Origin of the sequence: uncultured Chitinophaga sp., assembly GCF_902168175.1 — a bacterium.
GTDB lineage: Bacteria > Bacteroidota > Bacteroidia > Chitinophagales > Chitinophagaceae > Chitinophaga.
In genome coordinates this window covers 229,996-250,798 of the sequence record NZ_CABHOU010000059.1, presented here as the reverse complement: position 1 = coordinate 250,798, position 20,803 = coordinate 229,996, and the positions used below count along the sequence as shown (strand labels likewise).

Genomic DNA, 20,803 nt, shown 5'->3' with positions numbered 1-20,803 from the left:
AAATAATATCGTCCCGGACACAGGGTGTATATACCTGCAGCCAGCTAAAATGGAGTTAAAAATGAATATTAAAGCTTAGCTGTTCTCGTTGCTGTATTTTTTTAGCCATGATTTTTCTTCGCTGCTAAGGCTGTCGTAACCTCTTTCATTTATTTTATCCAGCAGGATATCTAATTTCTGCTGCCGGTTTTCCTCGCCAGAGCGTTTTACCACCTTTAGCGGCGATTTCTTCGGTTTAAAGGTTTTAAAGCCGCGGGAAGGGGCGGGCTCACGTTTAGTGTTGATGTTGCTCAATTTCCCGAATAACCATATAAGCGGTTTAGCAGGTTCCAATCCGCCACGAAGCGCCAAAACGTAAAGCACGCCGAACAGCGCACCTCCCATATGTGCTATAATACCACCTATATTACCCTCGGGGATGGAAATGATATCTATTACTACGATCGCTATGGCCAGCCATTTAAGTCGAATGGAGGCCAGCAGTATGTTCAATTCCATATTGGGCAACGTCATAGCAGTAGCGGTGATAAAACACATAATAGACGCAGAGGCGCCCACAAGCGTACCGCCTACTCCCAGACCAGGTATTACATTATAGGCCAGTACGAATAGTAGTCCGCCCAATATGCTGCTAAGAATATATACCGGCAATACCCGCCGCTGTCCTATGTCCGAACGGAAAAGATTTCCGAAGAAGTACAGGTTCAGCATGTTAAAGAGGAAGTGGAATACTGCCTGGTGAGTAAACATGTAGGTAATGAAACCCCATGGCTTTTGGATAAGCGTAGGAATGTCGGAATGTAAGGCAAGGTTATCGTATAAGAAAAAAGAGGCTGATGCCGCATTGGAGCTGGCCATAGCAAAAAGCCGTAATATCCCCACAACCAGGAATATTGCTGTATTCCATAAAAGTAGATGGTTAACAGTGTTACCCTGGTTAAGCCAGTTGCGTACATCCGATTTCAGTGAAGTGCCGTTCATGCAAAAAAATAATAAAGAATTTCCTACTCTAAAATTATTGCATTTACCCTAGAAAAGCGTTGTGATTTTGTGAAAATGCAGAGTTTTTTGGCGGCTGGTGTGTAAACGGCCGTTGTTGGGGCAGCAAGATTTGTTGCGTGGAGAAGTCTTGTAACACCTTGGTTGTTATAAGGATAGATATGTAATAGTGGGTCGGATTTTTCTCCTTAAAAATGTCTGGAATAGGGATATTATCCTTATCTTTGCCGTCCTTAAACATTTTATTTTAAAAGGAGGAAACAAATTTTGACAGAAAACAACATTACTAACGAACAAAACGCAGAACAACAGGCAGCTACGGCTGAAACTGCGACACAAAACGCTCCTGTTGCCGTTGCCGTTGAAACTGCCCATGACGATTTCGATTGGAGCGTAGACAAACGCAACGTATCTTCTTATTCTAAAGAAGAGAAAGCTAAGTACGACGTTACCTATGACAGCACGTTCAAGGTAATCGAGGAAAACGGTCTGTTGACCGGTACTATCGTAGGTGTTACTAAAACCGACGTAGTGATCAACATCGGCTTCAAATCCGACGGTCTTATCTCCCTTAACGAGTTCCGCGATCTGCAGGGCATCAAAATCGGAGACGAGGTTGAAGTATTGGTAGTTGAAAAAGAAGACCGCGATGGCAACCTGCACCTGAGCCGTAAACAAGCTCGTATGCAACGCGCATGGGAAAAAATCGTGGAAGTTTACAAAACAGGCGAAGTGGTTACCGGTACTGTTACCAGCAAAACCAAAGGCGGCCTGATCGTGGACGTGTACGGAATGGAAACATTCTTACCAGGTTCACAGATCGACGTTAAACCTGTAACTGACTACGATCAGTTCGTGGGTAAAACAATGGAATTCAAGGTGGTTAAGGTTAACGAAGCCATTAAGAACGCCGTTGTATCTCACAAAGCCCTCATCGAAAGCGATATCGAACAACAAAGGGTGGACATTATCTCCAAACTGGAGAAAGGTCAGGTACTGGAAGGTACTATCAAGAACATCACAGACTTCGGTGCATTCATCGATCTGGGTGGTCTGGATGGCCTGCTGTACATCACCGACATCAGCTGGGGTCGTATCTCTCACCCAAGCGAAGTACTGCAGATGGATCAGAAGATCAACGTTGTGGTACTGGACTTCGACGACGAGAAGAAACGTATCAGCTTAGGTTACAAGCAATTGACCCCACATCCTTGGGATACTTTGCCTGCAACCATCACCGAAGGTGCAAAAGTAAAAGGAAAGGTAGTGAACATCGAAGATTACGGTGCATTCCTGGAAATTCTGCCTGGCGTAGAAGGTCTGGTGCACGTATCAGAGATCTCATGGGCATCTACTCCGATCAACGCGAAGGAATTCTTCAAATTGGGCGAAGAGTACGAAGCAGTAGTAGTTACGCTCAGCAAAGACGAGCGTAAGATGAGCCTCTCCATCAAACAACTGACCGAAGATCCATGGTCTACAATCGAAACTAAATTCCCGCTCGAAAGCCGTCACAAAGGTGTTGTTAAAAACATCACTCCTTATGGCGTGTTCGTAGAACTGGAAACTGGTATCGGTGGTATGATCCACATCTCCGACCTCAGCTGGATCAAACGTTTCAACCACCCGAGCGAGTATACCAAAGTTGGTAGCGAAATCGACGTGGTGATCCTGGGTATCGATAAAGATAACCGCAAACTGAGCCTCGGTCACAAACAAATCGAAGAAGATCCATGGAACACCTTCGAAACTATCTTCCCGATCGGTTCTACCCACGAAGGTACCATCGTTAAGAAAGACGAAAAAGGTGCTACCGTTCAGCTGCAATATGGCCTGGAAGCTTACGCTCCTGCCCGTCACCTGCGTACAGAAGACGAAAAACCAGTTGCAGTAGAAGACGTGAAAACTTTCATGATCATCGAATTCGACCGTAACGAAAAACGCATCCTCGTATCTCACACTAAAGTTTGGGAACAAACTAAGATCGAAGAGAAAGAGGCTGTTGTTAAAGAAAAACGTGCCGATGCTGACAAAACCCGTAAAGCAGTGAAAACCATCCAGTCTAAAGTAGAAAAAGCTACTCTGGGCGACCTGGGCGCACTGGCTGAACTGAGAGAAAAACTCAAACAATCTGAAGGCGGCGAAGAAAAGAAAGCTGAGTAGTCTTAAGACGTGTTAAAAAATAAGGAATCCCCTGGCTATGGCCGGGGGATTTTTTTTGTGCCTATATTCCCTGTTTGCAGTGCGCGAACAACAAACAGGAACAGCCTTGTCTGCTTCGTAGTAAAAAAGGGAGTGGTATATTTAACTATCTAAATACCCCCAAAAGTATGAAACGACAAAAGTTCCTCGCCGCGCTCGCTGCTATTGCCAGCGCTCCTCTAATGCTCACCGCTGCCATTCCCCGACTGCTGGACAGGGCGAAGGCATTTAAAGCAAATGTCGGTAAAGGCCGTATTCATGGCCATCTGCAACTAAAAGGCGTAAATCGAAATGTGCTGGATGTAAAAATATCTGGCAGTGACACCGATGGCGACCTGGCTATTTTTGAACAAACCTCTCTTTCTCAGGGCAGAGGCACGCCATTGCACGTACACCCGGCCCAGGACGAGATTTTTTATGTACTTGAGGGCAGTTACCAATTCAAAGTAGGAGATCAGAAATTTAAACTAGCCAGCGGCGAAAGCATTTTTCTGCCACGTAAAATACCCCACGCCTGGACGCAGGCGTCGGCAAAAGGAAGGATGCTGGTTATCTTACAACCAGCAGGAAAGCTGGAAAACTTCTTTGTCACCATGGCCGGAATGGATCACGAGCCCAGCCGGGAAGAAGTCGCGCGTGCATTTGCCGACAATGAAATGCAGGTAGTAGGCCCCCCGCTGACATTGGAATAATAATTAGCCCCGCTGCGAAGCAGCGGGGCTAAAACTACTTTATAAAGATAGATAATGCTAACGGAGTCGGGCCAGCACGTCATCATTAAACTCCAGCAAAGAATTCAACTGCACATCCGCCAACGCATAACGTTTGTCGTTGCGGTTATGTATTTCCGGTACCGCCACAACCTTCATGCGGGCGGCTTTGGCTGCCGTCATGCCTGTTACGGAATCTTCAAAAGCCACGCATTGAAGCGGGCTGCTGCCCAATTCGCGGGCGGCGGATAAGTAAACGGCGGGGTGTGGTTTGCCGTAAGGCTCGAACTCCGCGGAAATAACCGTCTGGAAATAGGAGTTAATATCCAGATTGTCTAACACGGAACGAATAATGCTCATGTTGGACGAAGAGGCCACGCCCATTTTGAACCCGCGCTCCTTAAAGAACGCAAGAATGTACTCCAAACCTTCCATCGGACGGCCTTTAGCTAATATCTTACCCGTTACACTTTCAATGATTTCAGAAGTTACCTGCTCGGTGCTTTTATTATTCCATTTAAAATGGTCGTGCCAGTAGTCTACCACTTCTTTCGTGCGCAAACCGGTTGTGCGGTGCGTCAGCTCGGGCGTAAGTTCAACCCCGATCGTTTCAAACACCTCGCGCATGGCCAACCCCCAAAGCGGTTCAGAATCCACCAACAGTCCGTCCATATCGAAAATCACCGTATTGATCATAATTACAAGCTTTTGCGCCGCAAATATACGGCCCTTTTACCGCAACACTGGCACGGGATTGTCAAAACACCGCATTGGCCCGGCTGGCAAAAGATCTGTTTGCAACCCAGCGGCAGTACCCGGGCTGTTAACAACCCCCATCCCTGAATTTTCTTCACAAATCACCAAAATAATTTTGGAATTCTCACTCACATGGCTACCTTTGTATTACTCTACTAAATAGATAGGAAATATGGGTATTGTTGGTTTTGTAAATTCGATGTGTAGCTGTTGGAAATCAACAGAGTAGAGGAGGTTTTTCTGAAATATTAGTGATCAATACACACATAATAGCTTCTTATAACAGAAACCTCCGGTATCAAACGGGGGTTTTTTGTTGCATCGGTACCAAACGTTGTGGTTATCAATTGTTGACGCAAAAAAATTATCAGTAAATGCAAAGCTTCAGAACAGAACTGGAAAATCCACTTGTAGAACGGGACATCATAGAACTGGAACAGAAGATCCGCCTGTACCGCGAAGGACAAATTCCGGACGAAAAGTTCCGTAGTCTCCGTTTGGCAAGGGGCGTATATGGCCAACGCCAGCCGGGTGTGCAAATGGTGCGCATCAAACTGCCTTATGGTAAAATGACTTTGCAGCAGTGGAAACGTATATCGGACATCTCCGACGAGTTCGCCACCAGCAAATTGCACCTTACTACCCGCCAGGATATCCAGATCCATTATGTAAGCCTCGACCGTACACCGGAACTGTGGGCTAAACTGGAACTGGACGAAATTACGATCCGCGAAGCCTGCGGTAACACGGTGCGTAATATCACGGCTTCCGACAAAGCGGGCATCGATCCGGAGGAACCATTTGACGTTACTCCTTACGCCGATGCTGCTTTCCGCTACTTCCTGCGCAACCCTATCAGCCAGGATATGGGCCGTAAGTTTAAAATGTCTTTCTCTTCCAGCGATAAGGATACTGCTTTCTCTTTCATGCACGATATTGGCGTAATACCCAAAATCAGGCTGGTGGACGGCAAAGAGGTCAGGGGATTTAAAGTAATGCTGGCCGGTGGTTTGGGCGCACAACCCATGCTCGCCAAAGTGGCGTTCGAGTTCCTGGAAGTAGAACAGCTGATCCCTTACATCGAAAGTGTACTGCGTGTGTTCGACCGCCATGGTGAAAGGACCAGCCGTAACAAGGCTCGTTTGAAATTCCTGATCCAGAAAATTGGCTTTGAAGAATTTGATCGCCTGGTAAAAGAAGAATATAAAGCAGTGAAGCTGAAAGCCGTTCCGGTAGATGCTGATGCCTGGCCCGAAACACTGCCTGCTGCTGCCGATAACGCGGTGCCTGCTTATACTATCGCCGATCCTAAAAAGTATGAAGCCTGGAAACGGACCAATACTTTCGAACAAAAACAAGGTGGCTTCTTTGGTGCCTACATCCGTATCCCACTGGGCGACATCAGTTCGGCTACTTCCCGTAAGCTGATAGAACAACTGCGCCCCGTGATTGCCGACGACGTACGCGTTACCGTTAACCAGGGCCTGTTGCTGAAGTTCGTAAGGCCGGAACACCTGCCATACGTTTTCGCCGTACTGGATGAAAATAGCGTGGCCGCTCCTGGTTTCGATTCTATTGCTGATATCACCGCCTGCCCCGGTACTGATACCTGTAATCTGGGTATTTCCAGCAGCACGGGTATTGCCGGCGCATTGGAAGAAGTGATCGCCAACGAATTCCCCGACCTGATTTATAATAACGATATTAAAATAAAAATAAGCGGATGTATGAACTCCTGCGGTCAGCACGGTCTTGCCCATATCGGCTTCCATGGCAGCTCCATGAAGGCGAACGGTAAGGTACTTCCCGCACTGCAGGTATTGCTGGGGGGTGGCCTGGTTGGCGACGGCGTTGGCCGTGTAGCCGATAAGGTAATTAAGGTGCCCAGCCGCCGTGGTCCGGATGTACTCCGCAGCCTGCTGCACGATTACGAAGGCAATGGCAACGAAGGAGAACTGTTTAACGATTACTTCGACCGCCAGGGTGAACGTTACTTCTATGACCTGCTGAAACCACTGACCGACCTCGCGTCTATCAGGGATGAAGATTTTGTAGACTGGGGACAGGCACAAACATTTGCTACAGCAATTGGTGTAGGGGAGTGTGCGGGCGTAGTGATCGACCTGATTGCCACCCTGCTTTTTGAAGCAGAAGAAAAGCAGGTTTGGGCAGCAGAGGCGCTGGAAGCCAAAGCCTGGGCCGACGGTATTTATCACACTTATTCATCCTTCGTGCAGGCTGCAAAAGCACTGCTGCTTGACGAAAACGTGAGCTGCAACAGTCAGCATGGTATTATCAACGACTTTGATAAACATTTCGTAGAAACCGGCAAACTGCCTATCGGGAACTTTAAGACCCTGGTATTGCAGATCAATCAGCACGAGCCTACCGAAAGTTTCGCTAAACAATACTTTGCGCAGGCACAAACATTTTACAAAGAGGTACAACAGTACCGGCAGACGAAAACGGAAGCCACTGTAGAAGCAAGCGTATAATCAATTATCAACCTGTAAAACGACCAACATGTTACCAACTCAGCCCAAATTGACCCTTGTGGGTGCCGGACCCGGTGATCCGGAACTGATTACAGTGAAAGGACTGAAAGCCATTCAGCAGGCAAGAGTTATCCTTTACGATGCTCTTTCCAATAACGAACTGCTGGAACACGCTTCCCCCACCTGTCTTAAACGCTTTGTTGGTAAGCGTGCAGGTATGCATGTGTATACACAGGCCGAAATCAACAAGATGATTGTAAAATATGCACTAACTTTCGGTAACGTAGTTCGGCTAAAAGGGGGCGACTCCTTTGTGTTTGGCCGCGGCTCCGAGGAAATTGCCTATGCACAGCAATATGATATTAAAACGGAAGTAATTCCCGGTATCAGCAGTGCTATTTCCGTACCCGGTATCAACAATATACCAGTTACCGCCCGCAATGTAAGCGAAGGTTTCTGGGTAATTACCGGCAGCACGCAGGACGGTAAACTGAGCCGCGACCTTGAGTACGCCATCCAGGCGAATACAACGGTGGTGATTTTGATGGGTATGAAGAAACTGGAACAGATCGCGGGTATTTACGAAGCCCAGGGCTTTGGGGCTGTACCGGCGGCCATTATCCAGAATGGCACACTGCCTACGCAGAAAATCGGAGTAGGTACTGCAGCCGATTTGCCGAAGATCGCGTGGGAGAATCAACTCACCAACCCGGCTATCATCGTGATAGGCGAAGTAGTGAGGTTCCATGAGGCGTTCCATGCGCTGCAGACCAAGCTGGCGGAAGATTATAAATTGGCAGTATAATGGAAGAAAATCATTTATTCCCGGTGTTTTTTAAGCTGGACCAATTGCAGGTACTGGTAGTGGGCGGTGGCAACATCGGTCACGAAAAAGTGAGTGCAATGCTCCATAACAGTCCCCGTGCGCGTATTACCGTAGTGGCCACCTGGTTTTCCGACGAACTGGAAAAGCTGGTGAAAGGTTATCCTGATGTGGAATTGGTACAAAAAGCCTTTTCCTGCGGCGATATTTTCGGTAAAGACCTTGTGATAGCCGCCACGAACGATCGCGAACTGAATCACTGCATCTGGGAAAAAGCGAAAGCTGCTAAAGTACTGATCAACGTAGCCGATACACCGGACCTCTGTGATTTTTACCTTGGTTCCATTGTACAGAAAGGTAATTTAAAGATCGCTATTTCTACCAATGGCAAATCGCCCACCATCGCCAAAAGACTGAAGGAAGTATTCCAGGAAGCCTTGCCGGATGCGCTGGAAGATGTGCTGCAAAAGCTGCATTTCCTGCGCGAAAAGCTGAAAGGTGATTTTAACGAAAAGGTGAAAGAGCTTAATCGCATTACTTCCGTACTGGTCAAAGAAAAGGAATCCTCTTCCTGATAAAAATATTCGCTTAAAGGTTTAGTTAAGGCCGTTCCCGGTTATCCGGGACGGCTTTTTTGTTTTAATTTGCCGTCATGGTTATCGAAAAAACGGTTGCTTACGTAAAGCAGGAACTGGCTATGGCAGAGGGAGGACACGATTGGTGGCATATATACCGCGTGTGGCAGCTGGCCAAACATATCGCCCAAAAAGAGGGGGCGAACTTATTTGTTGTAGAGTTGGGCGCTTTGCTGCATGATATTGCCGACTCCAAGTTCCATAATGGCGATGAAGAAGTGGGCCCTGCGAAGGCAAGGGCTTTTTTAACCTCGCTGCAGGTCGATGCCCCGGTAATCGATCATGTTGAAAACATTATCCGTTATATTTCTTTCAAAGGTGGGCACCAGGCGGCGGGCTTCACATCGCCAGAGTTATCAGCCGTGCAGGATGCCGACCGGTTGGACGCTTTGGGCGCTATTGGTATTGCCAGGGCCTTTAACTACGGCGGTTTCAAGAATCGCGCACTCCATGATCCAACTATAGCCCCCAACCTGAATATGACCAGGGAGGAATATAAACACAGTTCAGCCCCTACCATCAACCATTTCTATGAAAAGCTGTTGTTACTGAAAGACCGTATGAATACGGACACAGGTAAATCACTGGCGGAAGAGCGGCACCAGTTCATGGAGCAATTCCTCGACAGGTTTTACAAAGAGTGGGAGGGGAAAGAATAGATATTGAACTTAGCATGGGAACAGCCATTAGGCCGCCGTTGCCACGCTCGCTTCAACATCGGGATAAAACCGGGCGCTTTTATGCCTCCATAAACAGGGCCCTGAGTTCGGCAGCATCTGCCGGCTTCATTTTCCCACTCAGGATAAGGCGTAACTGGCGGCGGCGGAGAGCGCCATCGAACAGTTTCTTTTCGTCTTCGGTTTCGGGTACTACAGGGGGAACAGGGCGGGAGTTGCCGTTGGGATCAAGCGCCACGAAGGTCATAAAGGCCTCGTTTGACTTGTAGCGATACTGCTGTACAGGGTCTTCACCCCAAACTTTCATATGTACTTCCATCGAAGTATTGAACGCACGGCTCACTTTGGCTTCGATATGCACAACATTGCCCAGTTTAATGGGGTTTTCAAAGGAAATATTGTCTACAGAGGCAGTCACCACCGGGGCAGCGCAATGTTTCATGCAGGAGAGCGCTGCGGCAATATCCATCCAGTACATTAAACGGCCTCCCATAAGGTTACCAAAAGTGTTGGTATCGTTCGGAAGAACCAGTTCTGTCATCTGGATAATCGATTGCTGTGCGGTTTTGGGCGAAAGCGTCATTGTGTGGTATATATTTCGGACGCGAAATTACGTTAATGAAATGGAAATTCCCGCAGGGGGAGCATCCCTGTAAAAACACTTTATATTAGTTATTAACAAATGAGTCGGTTTAAAGTGGCCATGGTGGCTGATTTGGAAATGTGTTTCAACACCTTTATGAAAAACCCGCTTGGCTGAGCACCAAATTTATGTAACTTTGCATGACCTGCGGAAGTAAATGTACTTGACACCAACACCAAACAGTCCGGGCTTCCTCTTTAGGTCAAGTATTTTTTTTCGAACATCATTTTTATGGCAAAATATATCTTCGTTACGGGAGGTGTTACTTCCTCATTGGGTAAAGGAATTTTAGCTGCTTCGCTGGCAAAGCTCTTGCAGGCGCGTGGTTTAAAAGTGACAATTCAGAAATTTGATCCATATATCAACGTGGATCCGGGAACACTCAACCCCTACGAACATGGGGAATGTTATGTAACCGAAGATGGCGCGGAAACCGACCTGGATCTGGGTCACTACGAGCGTTTCCTGAACACGCCTACTTCCCAGGCTAATAACGTTACCACCGGCCGTATTTACCAGACCGTTATCAATAAAGAGCGCGAAGGTGCCTACCTGGGTAAAACAGTACAGGTTATCCCTCACATCACCGACGAGATCAAACGCCGGATCCTGATGCTGGGTAAAGACAATAAATTCGATATCATCATCACCGAGTTGGGTGGCACTGTGGGCGATATCGAGTCGCTGCCTTATATAGAGGCGGTTCGTCAGTTGCAGTGGGAGCTGGGTGAAGAAGATTGCCTGGTTATCCACCTTACCCTCATTCCTTACCTGCGCGCAGCTAAGGAATTGAAAACCAAGCCTACACAGCACTCTGTAAGATTGCTCAGCGAATATGGCGTACATGCCGACATTATCGTTTGCCGTACGGAGGAGCCGATGTACCGCGACCTTAAAAAGAAGATCGCCCTGTTCTGTAACGTGAAGATCGAAGCGGTTATCGAAATGAACGACGTAAGCACCATTTACGAAGTTCCACTCGAAATGATGCGCGAGAAGCTTGATATTACAGTACTCCAGCGTCTGCATCTGCCGATTGAAAAAGAACCGGAGATGGTTAAATGGCGCGAGTTCCTCGACAAACTGAAATACCCGAAATCAAAAGTTACTATTGGCCTCATTGGTAAATACGTGGAGCTACAGGATGCCTATAAATCTATCCTGGAGTCATTTATCCACGCAGGTGCTATGAATGAGTGTAAAGTAATTGTACAAAATATTCACTCTGAGCATATTACTGCCGATAACGTAGCGGAAAAACTGAAAAACCTCGATGGTTTGCTGGTGGCTCCCGGTTTCGGTCACAGGGGTATCGAGGGTAAAATCACCGCTATCCAGTATGCCCGCGAAAACCAGCTGCCGTTCTTCGGTATCTGTTTAGGTATGCAAATGGCTGTGGTAGAATACGCACGTAACGTGGTAGGACTGAAAGATGCGCATTCCGTGGAAATGAACCCGGAAACCCCGTTCCCGGTAGTGAACCTGATGGAAGAGCAGAAGAAAGTAACTGCGAAAGGCGGTACGATGCGCCTGGGTGCTTACGCCTGCGACCTGAAAGAAGGTTCAAAAGCAGCCGAGATCTATGGATCAACTGCGATTACCGAACGTCACCGTCACCGTTACGAATTCAATAACGACTTCATCAGCCAGTTCGAAGAAAACGGTTTGCTGCTTTCTGGCCGCAACCCGGAAAGCGGACTGGTAGAAATGATCGAGATTCCTGGCCATCCCTTCTTCGTAGGCTGCCAGTTCCATCCGGAACTGAAAAGCACCGTTGAAGCTCCGGCACCTATCTTCGTAGGCTTTATCCGCGCAGCCAAACAAACTGCCGAAATCAGGAACGAAAAGGCGATCATCATCGAGGAAAAAATCGTACATCACGGTTAATACTTCAATTTTATAGTTTAGGGGAGAAAAGAGTCTATCTTTTCTCCCTTTTTGTTTAATGAATAAATGGTTGATAATTAGGTAGATAAGAAATTTTTTCAGCTAAAAAGTTAAATCATCTTAAATAGTCCTTTTTTCCAGGAACTGTTTCGCCTTTTCTTCCCTTATTCGTTACCTTTGCTCCCTAAATTTTAATTGCACTTCATGGACAGAAATTCGATCATCGGCTTTTTGTTATTAGGCGCCCTGCTTGTTGGCTACATCGTATACAACAATAAGAGTCAGGTTGCGTCTATGAAAGAAAAAGCCCGCCAGGATTCTATTGCAAACCTGAACAAACCGAAGGAAGAGAAGATCAAGAAGGATTCGACCGGTAACGTCGTAGCCGATTCTGCCGCACTGGCCGCCGATTACGGTACACTGGCCGGCGCAGCTACAGGCAGCGAACAGGTACAGGTACTTGAAAACGACCTGGTAAGGATCGAACTGACCAACAAGGGCGGCCAGCCTAAACTGGTAAGGGTGTTAACCTTTAAATCGCAGGGTAAAACCGGCGATAAGGCTACGAAAAAATTCCTTTCTTCCGATGGCCAGCCACTGGACCTCCAGGCTGGCGCATTCAACCGCATTTCCCTCCAGCTTCCTGTTAACGGCAAACCTGTAAACACGGCCGATCTGTATTTCGCGGGTAGCGAAGTACAGAAAAACGCAGACGGCAGCCAGGTAGTTACTTACCGCCTTAACACCGGTAATCCCGGGCAATACCTGGAGTACATTTATACCCTGCAGAAAGACAGCTACGTGGTTAATTTCAACGTACACGCTGTAGGTATGCAGAACATGATTCCCGGTAACACCATTGCCCTGCAATGGAACAGCCGCGCTACCAAGCAGGAACATGATATGACGTCGGAGCGCATGAACAACCAGATGCATTACCGCCTGGGTAACAAGGACCACGACTACTTTACCCTGCAGAACAAAAGCCAGGAGAAACTGGAGAAAATCCAGTGGCTCAGCTTCAAACAGCAGTTCTTCAACGTGACCTTCATTGCGAAGAAAGATAACTTTGCCAGTGCAGACATTACTACTTCCGTACCGCAAAGCCCGAACATCGTGGGTCAGCAAATGACGACCCTGCAACTGCCTTACGACCACTCGGCGAACTACAACTTCCCGATCGATATCTACTACGGTCCCAACCACTATAAAACGCTTAAATCGTTCGATAACAACCTGGAGAGCATTATACCACTGGGTTCTGGCATCTTCGCTTTCGTGAAGTACGTGAACAAATGGATCATTATCCCTGTGTTTAACTTCCTGAGCGGCTTTATTGGTAACTATGGTCTTATCATCCTGTTGCTCACTATCTTCATCCGCCTCCTGATCGCTCCGTTTACTTACCAGAGCTATGTATCACAGGCTAAAATGAAAGTGCTGAAACCAGAACTGGACGAGCTTCGTGCTAAACATAAAGACGACCAGCAGGCATTTGGTATGGAACAGATGAAATTGTTCCGTAGTGCAGGTGTTAGTCCGTTGGGCGGCTGTTTACCGGCTTTACTACAGTTACCGATCCTGGTAGCGATGTACAGCTTCTTCCCATCGTCTATCGAGCTGCGCCAGGAAAGCTTCATGTGGGCAAAAGATCTTTCGACTTACGATTCCATCTTTAACTTCGGTTTTGAGATACCTTTCTATGGTAACCACGTCAGCCTGTTTACCCTGCTGATGACTGTTTCCAGCCTGTTCCTGGCATTCTACAACAGGGGCATGACCGACCAGAGCAACCCGGTAATGAAGTACATGCCGTACGTATTCCCGGTAATGCTGCTCGGTATCTTCAACAAACTGGCCGCGGCGCTTACCTTCTACTACTTCCTCTCCAACGTAATCAGTATCATACTGCAGTTCGTGATCCAGAAGTTTATTATCAACCATGATAAGATCCATGCTCAGATCGAGGAGAACAAAAAGAAGCCTAAGACCCAGTCTAAATGGCAGGAGAAACTTTCGGAAATGCAGAAGCGCCAGCAGGATATGCAGAAGCAACAGCCCAACCGTAAGAAGTAATAGCATTTGCGCAATTAGCTTATAAATTTTCGCGAAAGGCTCCTATAACAGGGAGCCTTCGCTATTTTTACCCATCGAAAAACAGTGAATATGTACAAGAAAATAATAGCCGCGGCGCTGCTGTTGGCTTTTAGCGCTAACATGACCTTTGCACAGGATTACCAGCCCTCAGCCAGCCGTATTAAGGCCAACGTTGGTTACCTGGCCTCTGAGAAGCTGAAAGGTCGTGGTACGGCCGAAAAAGGTGGTAAAAAAGCTTCGGCCTGGGTAGCGAAACAGTTTAAGAAACTGGGGCTTCAACTTGGTAACGGCAATAGTTATTTCCAGGATTTTACATTCAATAAGAACAAACATAATAACATCCCCAGCCGTAACGTAATCGGTTACCTCGATAACGGCGCCGCTTACACGATTGTTATTGGGGCGCACTACGACCACCTGGGTACCGCGGGATTGTTTGATGGTAAGTACCCGGTTGGCCAAATTCATAACGGGGCCGACGATAATGCGTCCGGAGTGGCCGGCCTGCTGGAGTTTGCCCGCTACTACACACAAAACGGTGAAAAGGAACCCTTCAATTTCCTGTTCATATCCTTTGGTGGCGAAGAATTGGGACTGCAGGGCTCAAAGTATTATGTAGCCCATCCCACCCTGCCATTGGAAAAAATGCACTTTATGCTGAACATGGACATGATAGGTCGTTACAACGGGGAGAGAGGCATTGGTATTGGCGGTTACGGCAGTGCGCAGGAATGGCCTGCTATCTTCAAAGATGTGAAGCAGGATGGCATTAAATACTTTACAGATGCCGCAGGCAAAGGAGGTTCCGACCATGGCAGTTTCTTCGTAGCCGGTGTTCCCGTAATGTTCTTCCATACCGGCGGCCACGACGATTACCACAAACCAACAGATGATGTGGAGAAATTAAAGGCGGTAGAAGAAGCCTCTATTATTGAGTTAGGATTGAAGTTGCTGGGTAATGCGATGAAGTATCCTAAGCTTAATTATGTGGGAGAGGAGAAGAAGTAAGTACCATTAAATAAAAGACGAGAGGATATGCCGTACGGTGTATCCTTTTTTGTGCATTAGTTTACTACGGAGTATACACCGCCTGGATTTCCACAGTTTCTCTAAAACAAAAAGCCCCGTGGTAACACGGGGCTCTAATATTCTCAATTTTATCTTTCTTAATTCCCCTTACCCGGCTTAGGCGGATACGTAGCCTTCGGCTGCTGTGCCGGCGGCGTTGTAGCCGGAGTTGTAGCTGGTTTGGCCGGAGTCGTAGCCGGCTGCTGCTGTTTTACCGGCTCCTTGTTATCTGCAGGTTTGGCAGGTGGCGGAGCAGGTTGATCATCATAAGGATTATCTTCCGCCGGGTATCCGAAATCGCTGGCCGCACCATTGCCCACATCTTCTGCCTCTGCACCTGATTCTACGTTAGAGTCGTAGTTCAGGTAAAGATCGCCGCGCATGTTTGGCGGAACGGGGAAGGTGGAGTTTGGATCGATGCCGAGTGTTTTATCTGCATACACCTTTTGGAAGAAGTAAGCCCATATCGGTAAGCCGGTGTTGGCACCCTGACCATTAGCGGTGCTGGAGAAGTGGATAAAGTTGTTTTCGCAACCTACCCATGCACCGGCCAGCAGCTGTGGAGTATAACCAATAAACCAGCCATCTGTATTATCATTCGTAGTACCGGTTTTGCCGGCCACTTCGCCCTTAATAGCAAACCTGTTGCGTAAGCGTGTAGCCGTCCCGTGATCTACCACGCCCTGCATCATCTTCACCATGGTGTAGGCCTCTGTTTCGCTGATCACTTCACGCTTTTCTGATACAAAGGTTTCCAGTATGTTGCCGTTACGGTCTTCTATGCGGGTGATGTAAGTAGGCCTGGTGTTAAAGCCCCTGCCTGGGAACATAGTGTAGGCCTGCAGCATCTCAAAAAGAGAAATGTCGGCGGAACCAAGTGCGATAGAAGGCACTTCTGGTATCTTGCTTTTGAAACCGATCTTGTTCTGTGCAAAATCAGCAAAGGCTTTAGGCGTAAGTTCGCGAACGAGGTAGGCAGAAACCAGGTTGAGTGATTTGGCCAGTGCGCCTGCCATCGTAATGCTGCCACCCGTGCTGCCTTCGGAGTTTTTAGGATGCCAGTTGCCAATGGAAATCGGTTCGTTCGGCAACATGGTGTTGGGCGACATACCGTTCATGATGGCAAAGGTGTACAGGAAAGGTTTAAATGTGGAACCTACCTGGCGTTGCATATTTCTTACGTGGTCGTTTTTAAAATAGAAGAAGTTCGGACCACCTACCCAGGCTTTTACTTCGCCGCTTTCAGGGTCCATCACCATAAAGCCAGCCTGTAGCACTGCGCGCATGTATTTGAGCGAGTCCAGCGGGGTCATTACGGTATCTATTTCATTCGCTTCTGGTTTAGTAATGTCTTTCCAGGAAAAAATCTTCATCTGCGTTTTGGTGGTGAAGGCTTTCTGAAGTTCTTCGTCGGTAATGTCGGGGTTGTCGGCTTTCATGTTGCGGTAGCGGTCCGACTGTTTTACCATTTTATCCAGTTCCTTATCCCATTTTTTCCAAACACTGCCCGATTTGATGTTGGCCTGCTGGTAAAAAATCTTTTGCAGGTCTTTCAGGTGATGGGCTACCGCTTCCTCTGCATACATCTGCATACGCGGGTTAATGGTCGTATATATTTTAAGACCATCGCGGTTCAGGTTGTAGTTAGAACCGTCTGCTTTTGTATGTGTTTTACACCAGGTCCTCAACTCATCTTTCAGCACTTCGCGGAAATAAGGGGCCAGACCTTTATTGTGATCGATTTTGTTATAGCGCAATACGATAGGTTTGCTTTTGGCCGTAGCGGCTTCTGCCTGTGTAATGGCATTTTCCTTCACCATGTTGTCGATTACCGTATTGCGGCGTGAAAGCGCTGTACGCGGGTTACGACGTGGATTGTAAAGGGTGTTACCCTTCAACATACCTACCAGTATGGCAGCTTCTTCAATCGTGAGCGTAGCGGCACTTTTGCTGAAGAAGGTGCGGGCGCCGTTCTCAATGCCGTACACATTGTCGCCGAAGGCTACCGTATTGAGGTATAATGTAAGAATTTCCTGTTTGGTAAAGTTTCTTTCCAGTTTGATGGCGATGATCCACTCTTCCAGTTTCTGGAAACCCCTGCCGAACATGTTGGAGGAACGCTGGGTGTTAAGCCGGTCGTTACGCAGGTTCAGCGCCAGCTGCTGGGTAATGGTGCTGGAACCACGCTTTTTACCGATAGCCAGGTAAAAAGGGATGGCAATGGTTGCTTTGGCATCGATGCCAGAGTTGTCGTAAAAACGTGTTTCTTCCGTCGCGATCAAAGCCTTGATCACGTTTGGAGAAATATCTTTATAGTCAGTATTGGAACGGTCTACTTCATAATATTTACCTAACACATAGCCATCGTCGCCCAGCACAACAGAGGCCAGTGCGGCACGGGGATTTTCGAGGTCCTCCATAGATGGCATATTGCCGATAATGCGGAAGTTGATCAGCAGCACCAGTAAAACGAGCAGCCCTATACCGCCGAATACTGTATACCATAATATTTTCACTGCATTTTTCCTGACCTTCTCCCACATCGGTTTCAAGGATTTATTCATATTAAAATAAAATTGAGTGCAACAGTGCAAAGCTATCGAAAAATATCTCTTGTTACTACTAAAACGCTGTTAAAGCCTTATTCTGTATAGTAGCTCTCCCTAAAGAACTTTGCGTAACCTTCGAGGTCTTTGGTACTGTTCAGCAAAATGAAGTTTTCGCGTGAGATAATGAAGAATGTATACTCTGTTGGCCTGATGCGCGGTACAATGCTAAGTGACGCTTCTTTCCTCACCTCATCATAGTACTTAAACGCCTGCTCTTCGCCCGGGAACAGTCTGAAAATAAGCATCAGTTCCGTAGGCGTGAGTACAAAACTGCTGGCCTCGATTTTATCGGCGGCGTGTTTATCTGCATTGTACTTCGCAAACTGTGTTAATGCCTCGTCCAGAAGGGTTTTATCGACCCGCTTGAACGACATCACCACAAAGTGCGGGGTGGCCGTGGCCGATTTTTCATCGGTAAGCTTATACGGCGTTACTGGCTTAGGTGGCGGAGGTGGTGGTATGTTTTTTACCACGGCCGCCAACGAATCTGCCATTCTTTTCTTGATCGCAACGGAATCTATAAGATTGGGCTGCGGGGTCTGCCATGGGTAACGAATGCTGATATTCTCGTCTATCTTACCGGTAGAATCTTTGGTAACAGTAGTTTGCAGGTTAGACAAATACCCTACGATCTCGTTTTTACGGGTAAGTGCTGCCATAATATCATTCGCCTGACCAAGAATCCTGTCGTCCGCAGGATATTTGGTAATCACTTCCTGTATGGCCGCTTTGCCTTCCTCGTCCGTACCTGTCCTCACCTTTGTCATCGCCGCCAGCAGGTCGAACCTGGGCTGCAGGTAGTTAAATGGATACAAAGAGTCTGCCAATCGTTTCTTAGCCATCGTTTCTTCGTATTTCCCTTCCTTAAAAGCAGTGTAAGCCTCACCATAAATGGCCGCTGCTGCCTTCTTCGTTTCGCTGGACGCATCGTTGATAGCGCCTCCGCTGCGGATAAGGCCTGCGAAGTTGGTGGTCGGGAACTCGTTGAGTACAATGTTTTTATACGGTGAAGCTGCGTTAGCACGGTTAATTTTGTTATTCCATACGTACAGTGAATACGCTACTTCCGCCCGGCGGGGGTGGTTAGGGAAGCGCATCAGCAGGGTGTCGTAAGTGGCAATCGCATCAGGATAGTTGTCTAGTTGGTCGTGATACATTTTACCCAGGTCGTACCAGGCATCCATCTGGCGGTTGCGGGAGTCCTGCATTTTTGCTTCTGTAAGCGGCAGTGCCTTGCTGAGAATATCGGCGGTAAGACTGTCAGCCGGCAGTCGATCGATGGCTGCGGCGGCTAGTTCCCCTTCTGTGGCATTGGCAGAATCGATCGGGATAGGTGTTAACACCGTTTCCTGGGTGCCGCTTTGCTGGCTCCTGCGCCAGTTGTCCACGGGTTTACGGTTACCCCAGCGGCGGCGGAATTCCGAATAACCACTGGCTTTGCTGGCCATATTATAGAAGTACCAGTCTGACGCTGCTTCCTGTCCGGGTAAATTCTGGTTAGTATTATACCGGTTCATGGCAGGATTAAAAGGTGTATTGGCAGCATTGTTCCTGCTGTTTTGCATCTTTTCTTCCTGTACTTTGGCTGCTGCCTGCCTTTGCATATCGCGTATCTTCTTTTCCAGCACCAGGTTTCGCTGTGCTTCAGGAAGGGCGGCAATTTGCTGAAGACTGTCCTCTGCGCGGATAATGGCTATTTTAGCAGCGATATCGCCCAATACATTTTTGCGGGCATTTACATCATTGGCATCCGTAAATTCGGGTGGCATAATGGCGGCCGTGCTATCGTACCAGCGCCTGGCATCCAGGTAGTTACGCTGTTTATAGTTGATGTCGGCCATGGCTTTGAAGGTAAGGGTGCGCTGCAGCAGGTTGGTGCTTTCCACGTTCAGCCCTTTCTGTAAAAATGCTTTACCCGCCTCCGGATCGCTGGTGGCGGCAATAGAGCCCATGGTATAATAAATAACATCGCGGTAGGGGATGAAGTTCTCCTTCCGCAGCATGTGCTGAAGGGCAGCAATACTTTCCTCCATGGTGCCACCGCTGGCCTGGATGTTCGCCCTGGCTATTTCCAGCCGGGCATGGAAGTCCATCATCGGATCGGGCTTCAGTCGGATCACATCCTGGAAGTAGGCAATGGACGAATCGGCTTTTCGTTGGGAAAGATAGATCTGGCCGAGGATGTAAGACATACGTGCCTTCTGTTCCTTACTACGGCTGCCTTCAATGGCTATTTTCAGTGGATTTACCGATTCGGCATACATTTCCCTTTTATACAGGCCATATGCTTTAATTTCGTTCATGGCAGGTGTAAGGCGGGAAGGGAAGTTCGGGTCGGCCTCCAGTACGTTCAGTAAAGCCTGGGCTTCGTCATATTTCTCTTCCTCAAGGAAAGTTCGCACCTGCCACATAAAGGCGTCGTTACGCGCATACTTGTGTTTGAACCTGCCCCAAAAACCTTTCTTCTCCTTGCTGGAAATCGTCAGGCGCGAGTCTTCCTGTTTGCCAACAATGGTTTCCAGGTCTTTTTCCTTTTTCTTTTTGGGTGCAAAGGCAGTATTGATGAACCGGAAAGTGGCCGTGGCATTTTCCCAGTCGCTTTTGTAGTAGTAAGCCTTGCCGATCAGCAGGTAACAATCGTCTATCCATTTACCCCTGGGGTCGTGCAGTTGCACGGCCAGCGATCCCTTTAAAATTACCGAGTCGAGCTCTGCCTGGTTAAGGTTTAGCGACTCAATGGTATAGGGGTAGAAGGGAAGATATACGTTGAAGTTTTCCTGCCGCTGCTGCTGTATGCCCTTGAGGGTATTCTCCAGCTTCATTTTGGCATTAAAGTAATAGTTATACCGTGTAACCAGGTTCTGGTACACTTTACGTCGGAAATCAAAGCGTTTGGCAGCCAGTTTTTCAGACGGGGTACGCCTGTCGTCTGGCTTGGGGCTGCTTTTCCCGGTTTGGTTTTGAGCGTTTACAGCTTGTAAGCCAAGGCCTGAAAAAAGAAGGCCGGCTATGCAGGCGCGTAAGAATAGAGATTTGCAGCAAGTCATGTATGCTAAGGGCGAAATATAAAAAGCTAATATATATTTAACTGTAACAGGCAGCTAAATATTTTAAAGATAGGATAATTTTTTTCTTTACTTCGCGCTGGATTTATTGTTTAACTTTATCGGCCCGGATATTACCGGCTTTAACCACATCAGAA

At 47.7% G+C, this 20,803-nt stretch carries 14 protein-coding genes; 9 read left to right on the top strand and 5 right to left on the bottom strand.

The window, feature by feature from the left end:
• Positions 1-75: 75 nt before the first annotated feature.
• Complete coding sequence (locus QZT80_RS13175) at positions 76-981, bottom strand: rhomboid family intramembrane serine protease (RefSeq protein WP_295122480.1); 906 nt, start codon at positions 979-981, stop codon at positions 76-78.
• A gap of 285 nt (positions 982-1,266) precedes the next feature.
• Between QZT80_RS13175 and rpsA the strand changes: the two genes are divergently transcribed.
• Complete coding sequence (gene rpsA / locus QZT80_RS13170) at positions 1,267-3,162, top strand: 30S ribosomal protein S1 (RefSeq protein ID WP_295122478.1); 1,896 nt, start codon at positions 1,267-1,269, stop codon at positions 3,160-3,162.
• A gap of 167 nt (positions 3,163-3,329) precedes the next feature.
• A complete protein-coding gene (locus tag QZT80_RS13165) occupies positions 3,330-3,893 on the top strand; it encodes a cupin domain-containing protein (RefSeq protein WP_295122476.1) in 564 nt (187 codons plus the stop codon).
• A gap of 57 nt (positions 3,894-3,950) precedes the next feature.
• Here QZT80_RS13165 and hxpB read toward each other — a convergent pair whose 3' ends face one another.
• Positions 3,951-4,607, bottom strand: a complete 657-nt coding sequence (gene hxpB / locus QZT80_RS13160; RefSeq protein WP_295122474.1) for a hexitol phosphatase HxpB — start codon at positions 4,605-4,607, stop codon at positions 3,951-3,953.
• Between the two features lie 434 nt (positions 4,608-5,041).
• Here hxpB and QZT80_RS13155 point away from each other — a divergent pair, with 434 nt between their 5' ends.
• From QZT80_RS13155 to QZT80_RS13140, 4 genes are all read left to right on the top strand, one after another.
• Positions 5,042-7,162 (top strand): nitrite reductase, encoded by a 2,121-nt coding sequence (locus tag QZT80_RS13155; protein ID WP_295122472.1) that lies wholly within the window; start codon positions 5,042-5,044, stop codon positions 7,160-7,162.
• Positions 7,163-7,190: 28 nt separating this feature from the next.
• Complete coding sequence (gene cobA, locus QZT80_RS13150) at positions 7,191-7,967, top strand: uroporphyrinogen-III C-methyltransferase (RefSeq protein ID WP_295122470.1); 777 nt, start codon at positions 7,191-7,193, stop codon at positions 7,965-7,967.
• Positions 7,967-8,560: a bifunctional precorrin-2 dehydrogenase/sirohydrochlorin ferrochelatase gene (locus QZT80_RS13145; RefSeq protein ID WP_295122468.1), complete on the top strand. Its 594-nt coding sequence runs from the start codon at positions 7,967-7,969 to the stop codon at positions 8,558-8,560. The genes cobA and QZT80_RS13145 overlap by 1 nt, the downstream gene beginning before the upstream one ends.
• Positions 8,561-8,637: 77 nt before the next feature.
• Positions 8,638-9,279 (top strand): HD domain-containing protein, encoded by a 642-nt coding sequence (locus QZT80_RS13140; protein WP_295122466.1) that lies wholly within the window; start codon positions 8,638-8,640, stop codon positions 9,277-9,279.
• Between the two features lie 79 nt (positions 9,280-9,358).
• On the opposite strand, the gene QZT80_RS13135 is transcribed toward QZT80_RS13140, so the two are convergent.
• Entirely contained in the window at positions 9,359-9,880 is a 522-nt protein-coding gene (locus QZT80_RS13135; RefSeq protein ID WP_295122465.1) for an acyl-CoA thioesterase, read from the bottom strand.
• Between the two features lie 291 nt (positions 9,881-10,171).
• On the opposite strand from QZT80_RS13135, the gene QZT80_RS13130 reads away from it, so the two are divergent.
• The 3 genes from QZT80_RS13130 to QZT80_RS13120 all read left to right on the top strand — a co-directional run bounded on the left by QZT80_RS13130 (position 10,172) and on the right by QZT80_RS13120 (position 14,932).
• A complete protein-coding gene (locus QZT80_RS13130) occupies positions 10,172-11,827 on the top strand; it encodes a CTP synthase (RefSeq protein ID WP_295122463.1) in 1,656 nt (551 codons plus the stop codon).
• A 204-nt stretch (positions 11,828-12,031) separates the two neighbouring features.
• Positions 12,032-13,903, top strand: coding sequence for a membrane protein insertase YidC (gene yidC / locus QZT80_RS13125; RefSeq protein WP_295122461.1), 1,872 nt, complete (start codon positions 12,032-12,034; stop codon positions 13,901-13,903).
• A 90-nt stretch (positions 13,904-13,993) separates the two neighbouring features.
• Positions 13,994-14,932 (top strand): M20/M25/M40 family metallo-hydrolase, encoded by a 939-nt coding sequence (locus QZT80_RS13120; RefSeq protein WP_295122459.1) that lies wholly within the window; start codon positions 13,994-13,996, stop codon positions 14,930-14,932.
• 158 nt (positions 14,933-15,090) lie between these two features.
• On the opposite strand, the gene QZT80_RS13115 is transcribed toward QZT80_RS13120, so the two are convergent.
• Both QZT80_RS13115 and QZT80_RS13110 read right to left on the bottom strand, forming a co-directional pair.
• Complete coding sequence (locus tag QZT80_RS13115; protein ID WP_295122457.1) at positions 15,091-17,556, bottom strand: transglycosylase domain-containing protein; 2,466 nt, start codon at positions 17,554-17,556, stop codon at positions 15,091-15,093.
• A gap of 77 nt (positions 17,557-17,633) precedes the next feature.
• On the bottom strand, positions 17,634-20,648 hold the full coding sequence (locus QZT80_RS13110) for a tetratricopeptide repeat protein (RefSeq protein ID WP_295122455.1): 3,015 nt from the start codon (positions 20,646-20,648) through the stop codon (positions 17,634-17,636).
• Between the last annotated feature and the right edge of the window lie 155 nt (positions 20,649-20,803).

Bases quoted from the DNA above. Each gene is read 5' to 3' on its own strand.
- QZT80_RS13110 (WP_295122455.1), bottom strand. From the start codon at position 20,648: ATGACTTGCTGCAAATCTCTATTCTTACGCGCCTGCATAGCCGGCCTT.
- yidC (WP_295122461.1), top strand. From the start codon at position 12,032: ATGGACAGAAATTCGATCATCGGCTTTTTGTTATTAGGCGCCCTGCTT.
- QZT80_RS13120 (WP_295122459.1), top strand. From the start codon at position 13,994: ATGTACAAGAAAATAATAGCCGCGGCGCTGCTGTTGGCTTTTAGCGCT.
- QZT80_RS13115 (WP_295122457.1), bottom strand. From the start codon at position 17,556: ATGAATAAATCCTTGAAACCGATGTGGGAGAAGGTCAGGAAAAATGCA.
- QZT80_RS13130 (WP_295122463.1), top strand. From the start codon at position 10,172: ATGGCAAAATATATCTTCGTTACGGGAGGTGTTACTTCCTCATTGGGT.
- cobA (WP_295122470.1), top strand. From the start codon at position 7,191: ATGTTACCAACTCAGCCCAAATTGACCCTTGTGGGTGCCGGACCCGGT.
- QZT80_RS13165 (WP_295122476.1), top strand. From the start codon at position 3,330: ATGAAACGACAAAAGTTCCTCGCCGCGCTCGCTGCTATTGCCAGCGCT.
- hxpB (WP_295122474.1), bottom strand. From the start codon at position 4,607: ATGATCAATACGGTGATTTTCGATATGGACGGACTGTTGGTGGATTCT.
- QZT80_RS13135 (WP_295122465.1), bottom strand. From the start codon at position 9,880: ATGACGCTTTCGCCCAAAACCGCACAGCAATCGATTATCCAGATGACA.
- QZT80_RS13155 (WP_295122472.1), top strand. From the start codon at position 5,042: ATGCAAAGCTTCAGAACAGAACTGGAAAATCCACTTGTAGAACGGGAC.
- QZT80_RS13140 (WP_295122466.1), top strand. From the start codon at position 8,638: ATGGTTATCGAAAAAACGGTTGCTTACGTAAAGCAGGAACTGGCTATG.
- QZT80_RS13175 (WP_295122480.1), bottom strand. From the start codon at position 981: ATGAACGGCACTTCACTGAAATCGGATGTACGCAACTGGCTTAACCAG.
- QZT80_RS13145 (WP_295122468.1), top strand. From the start codon at position 7,967: ATGGAAGAAAATCATTTATTCCCGGTGTTTTTTAAGCTGGACCAATTG.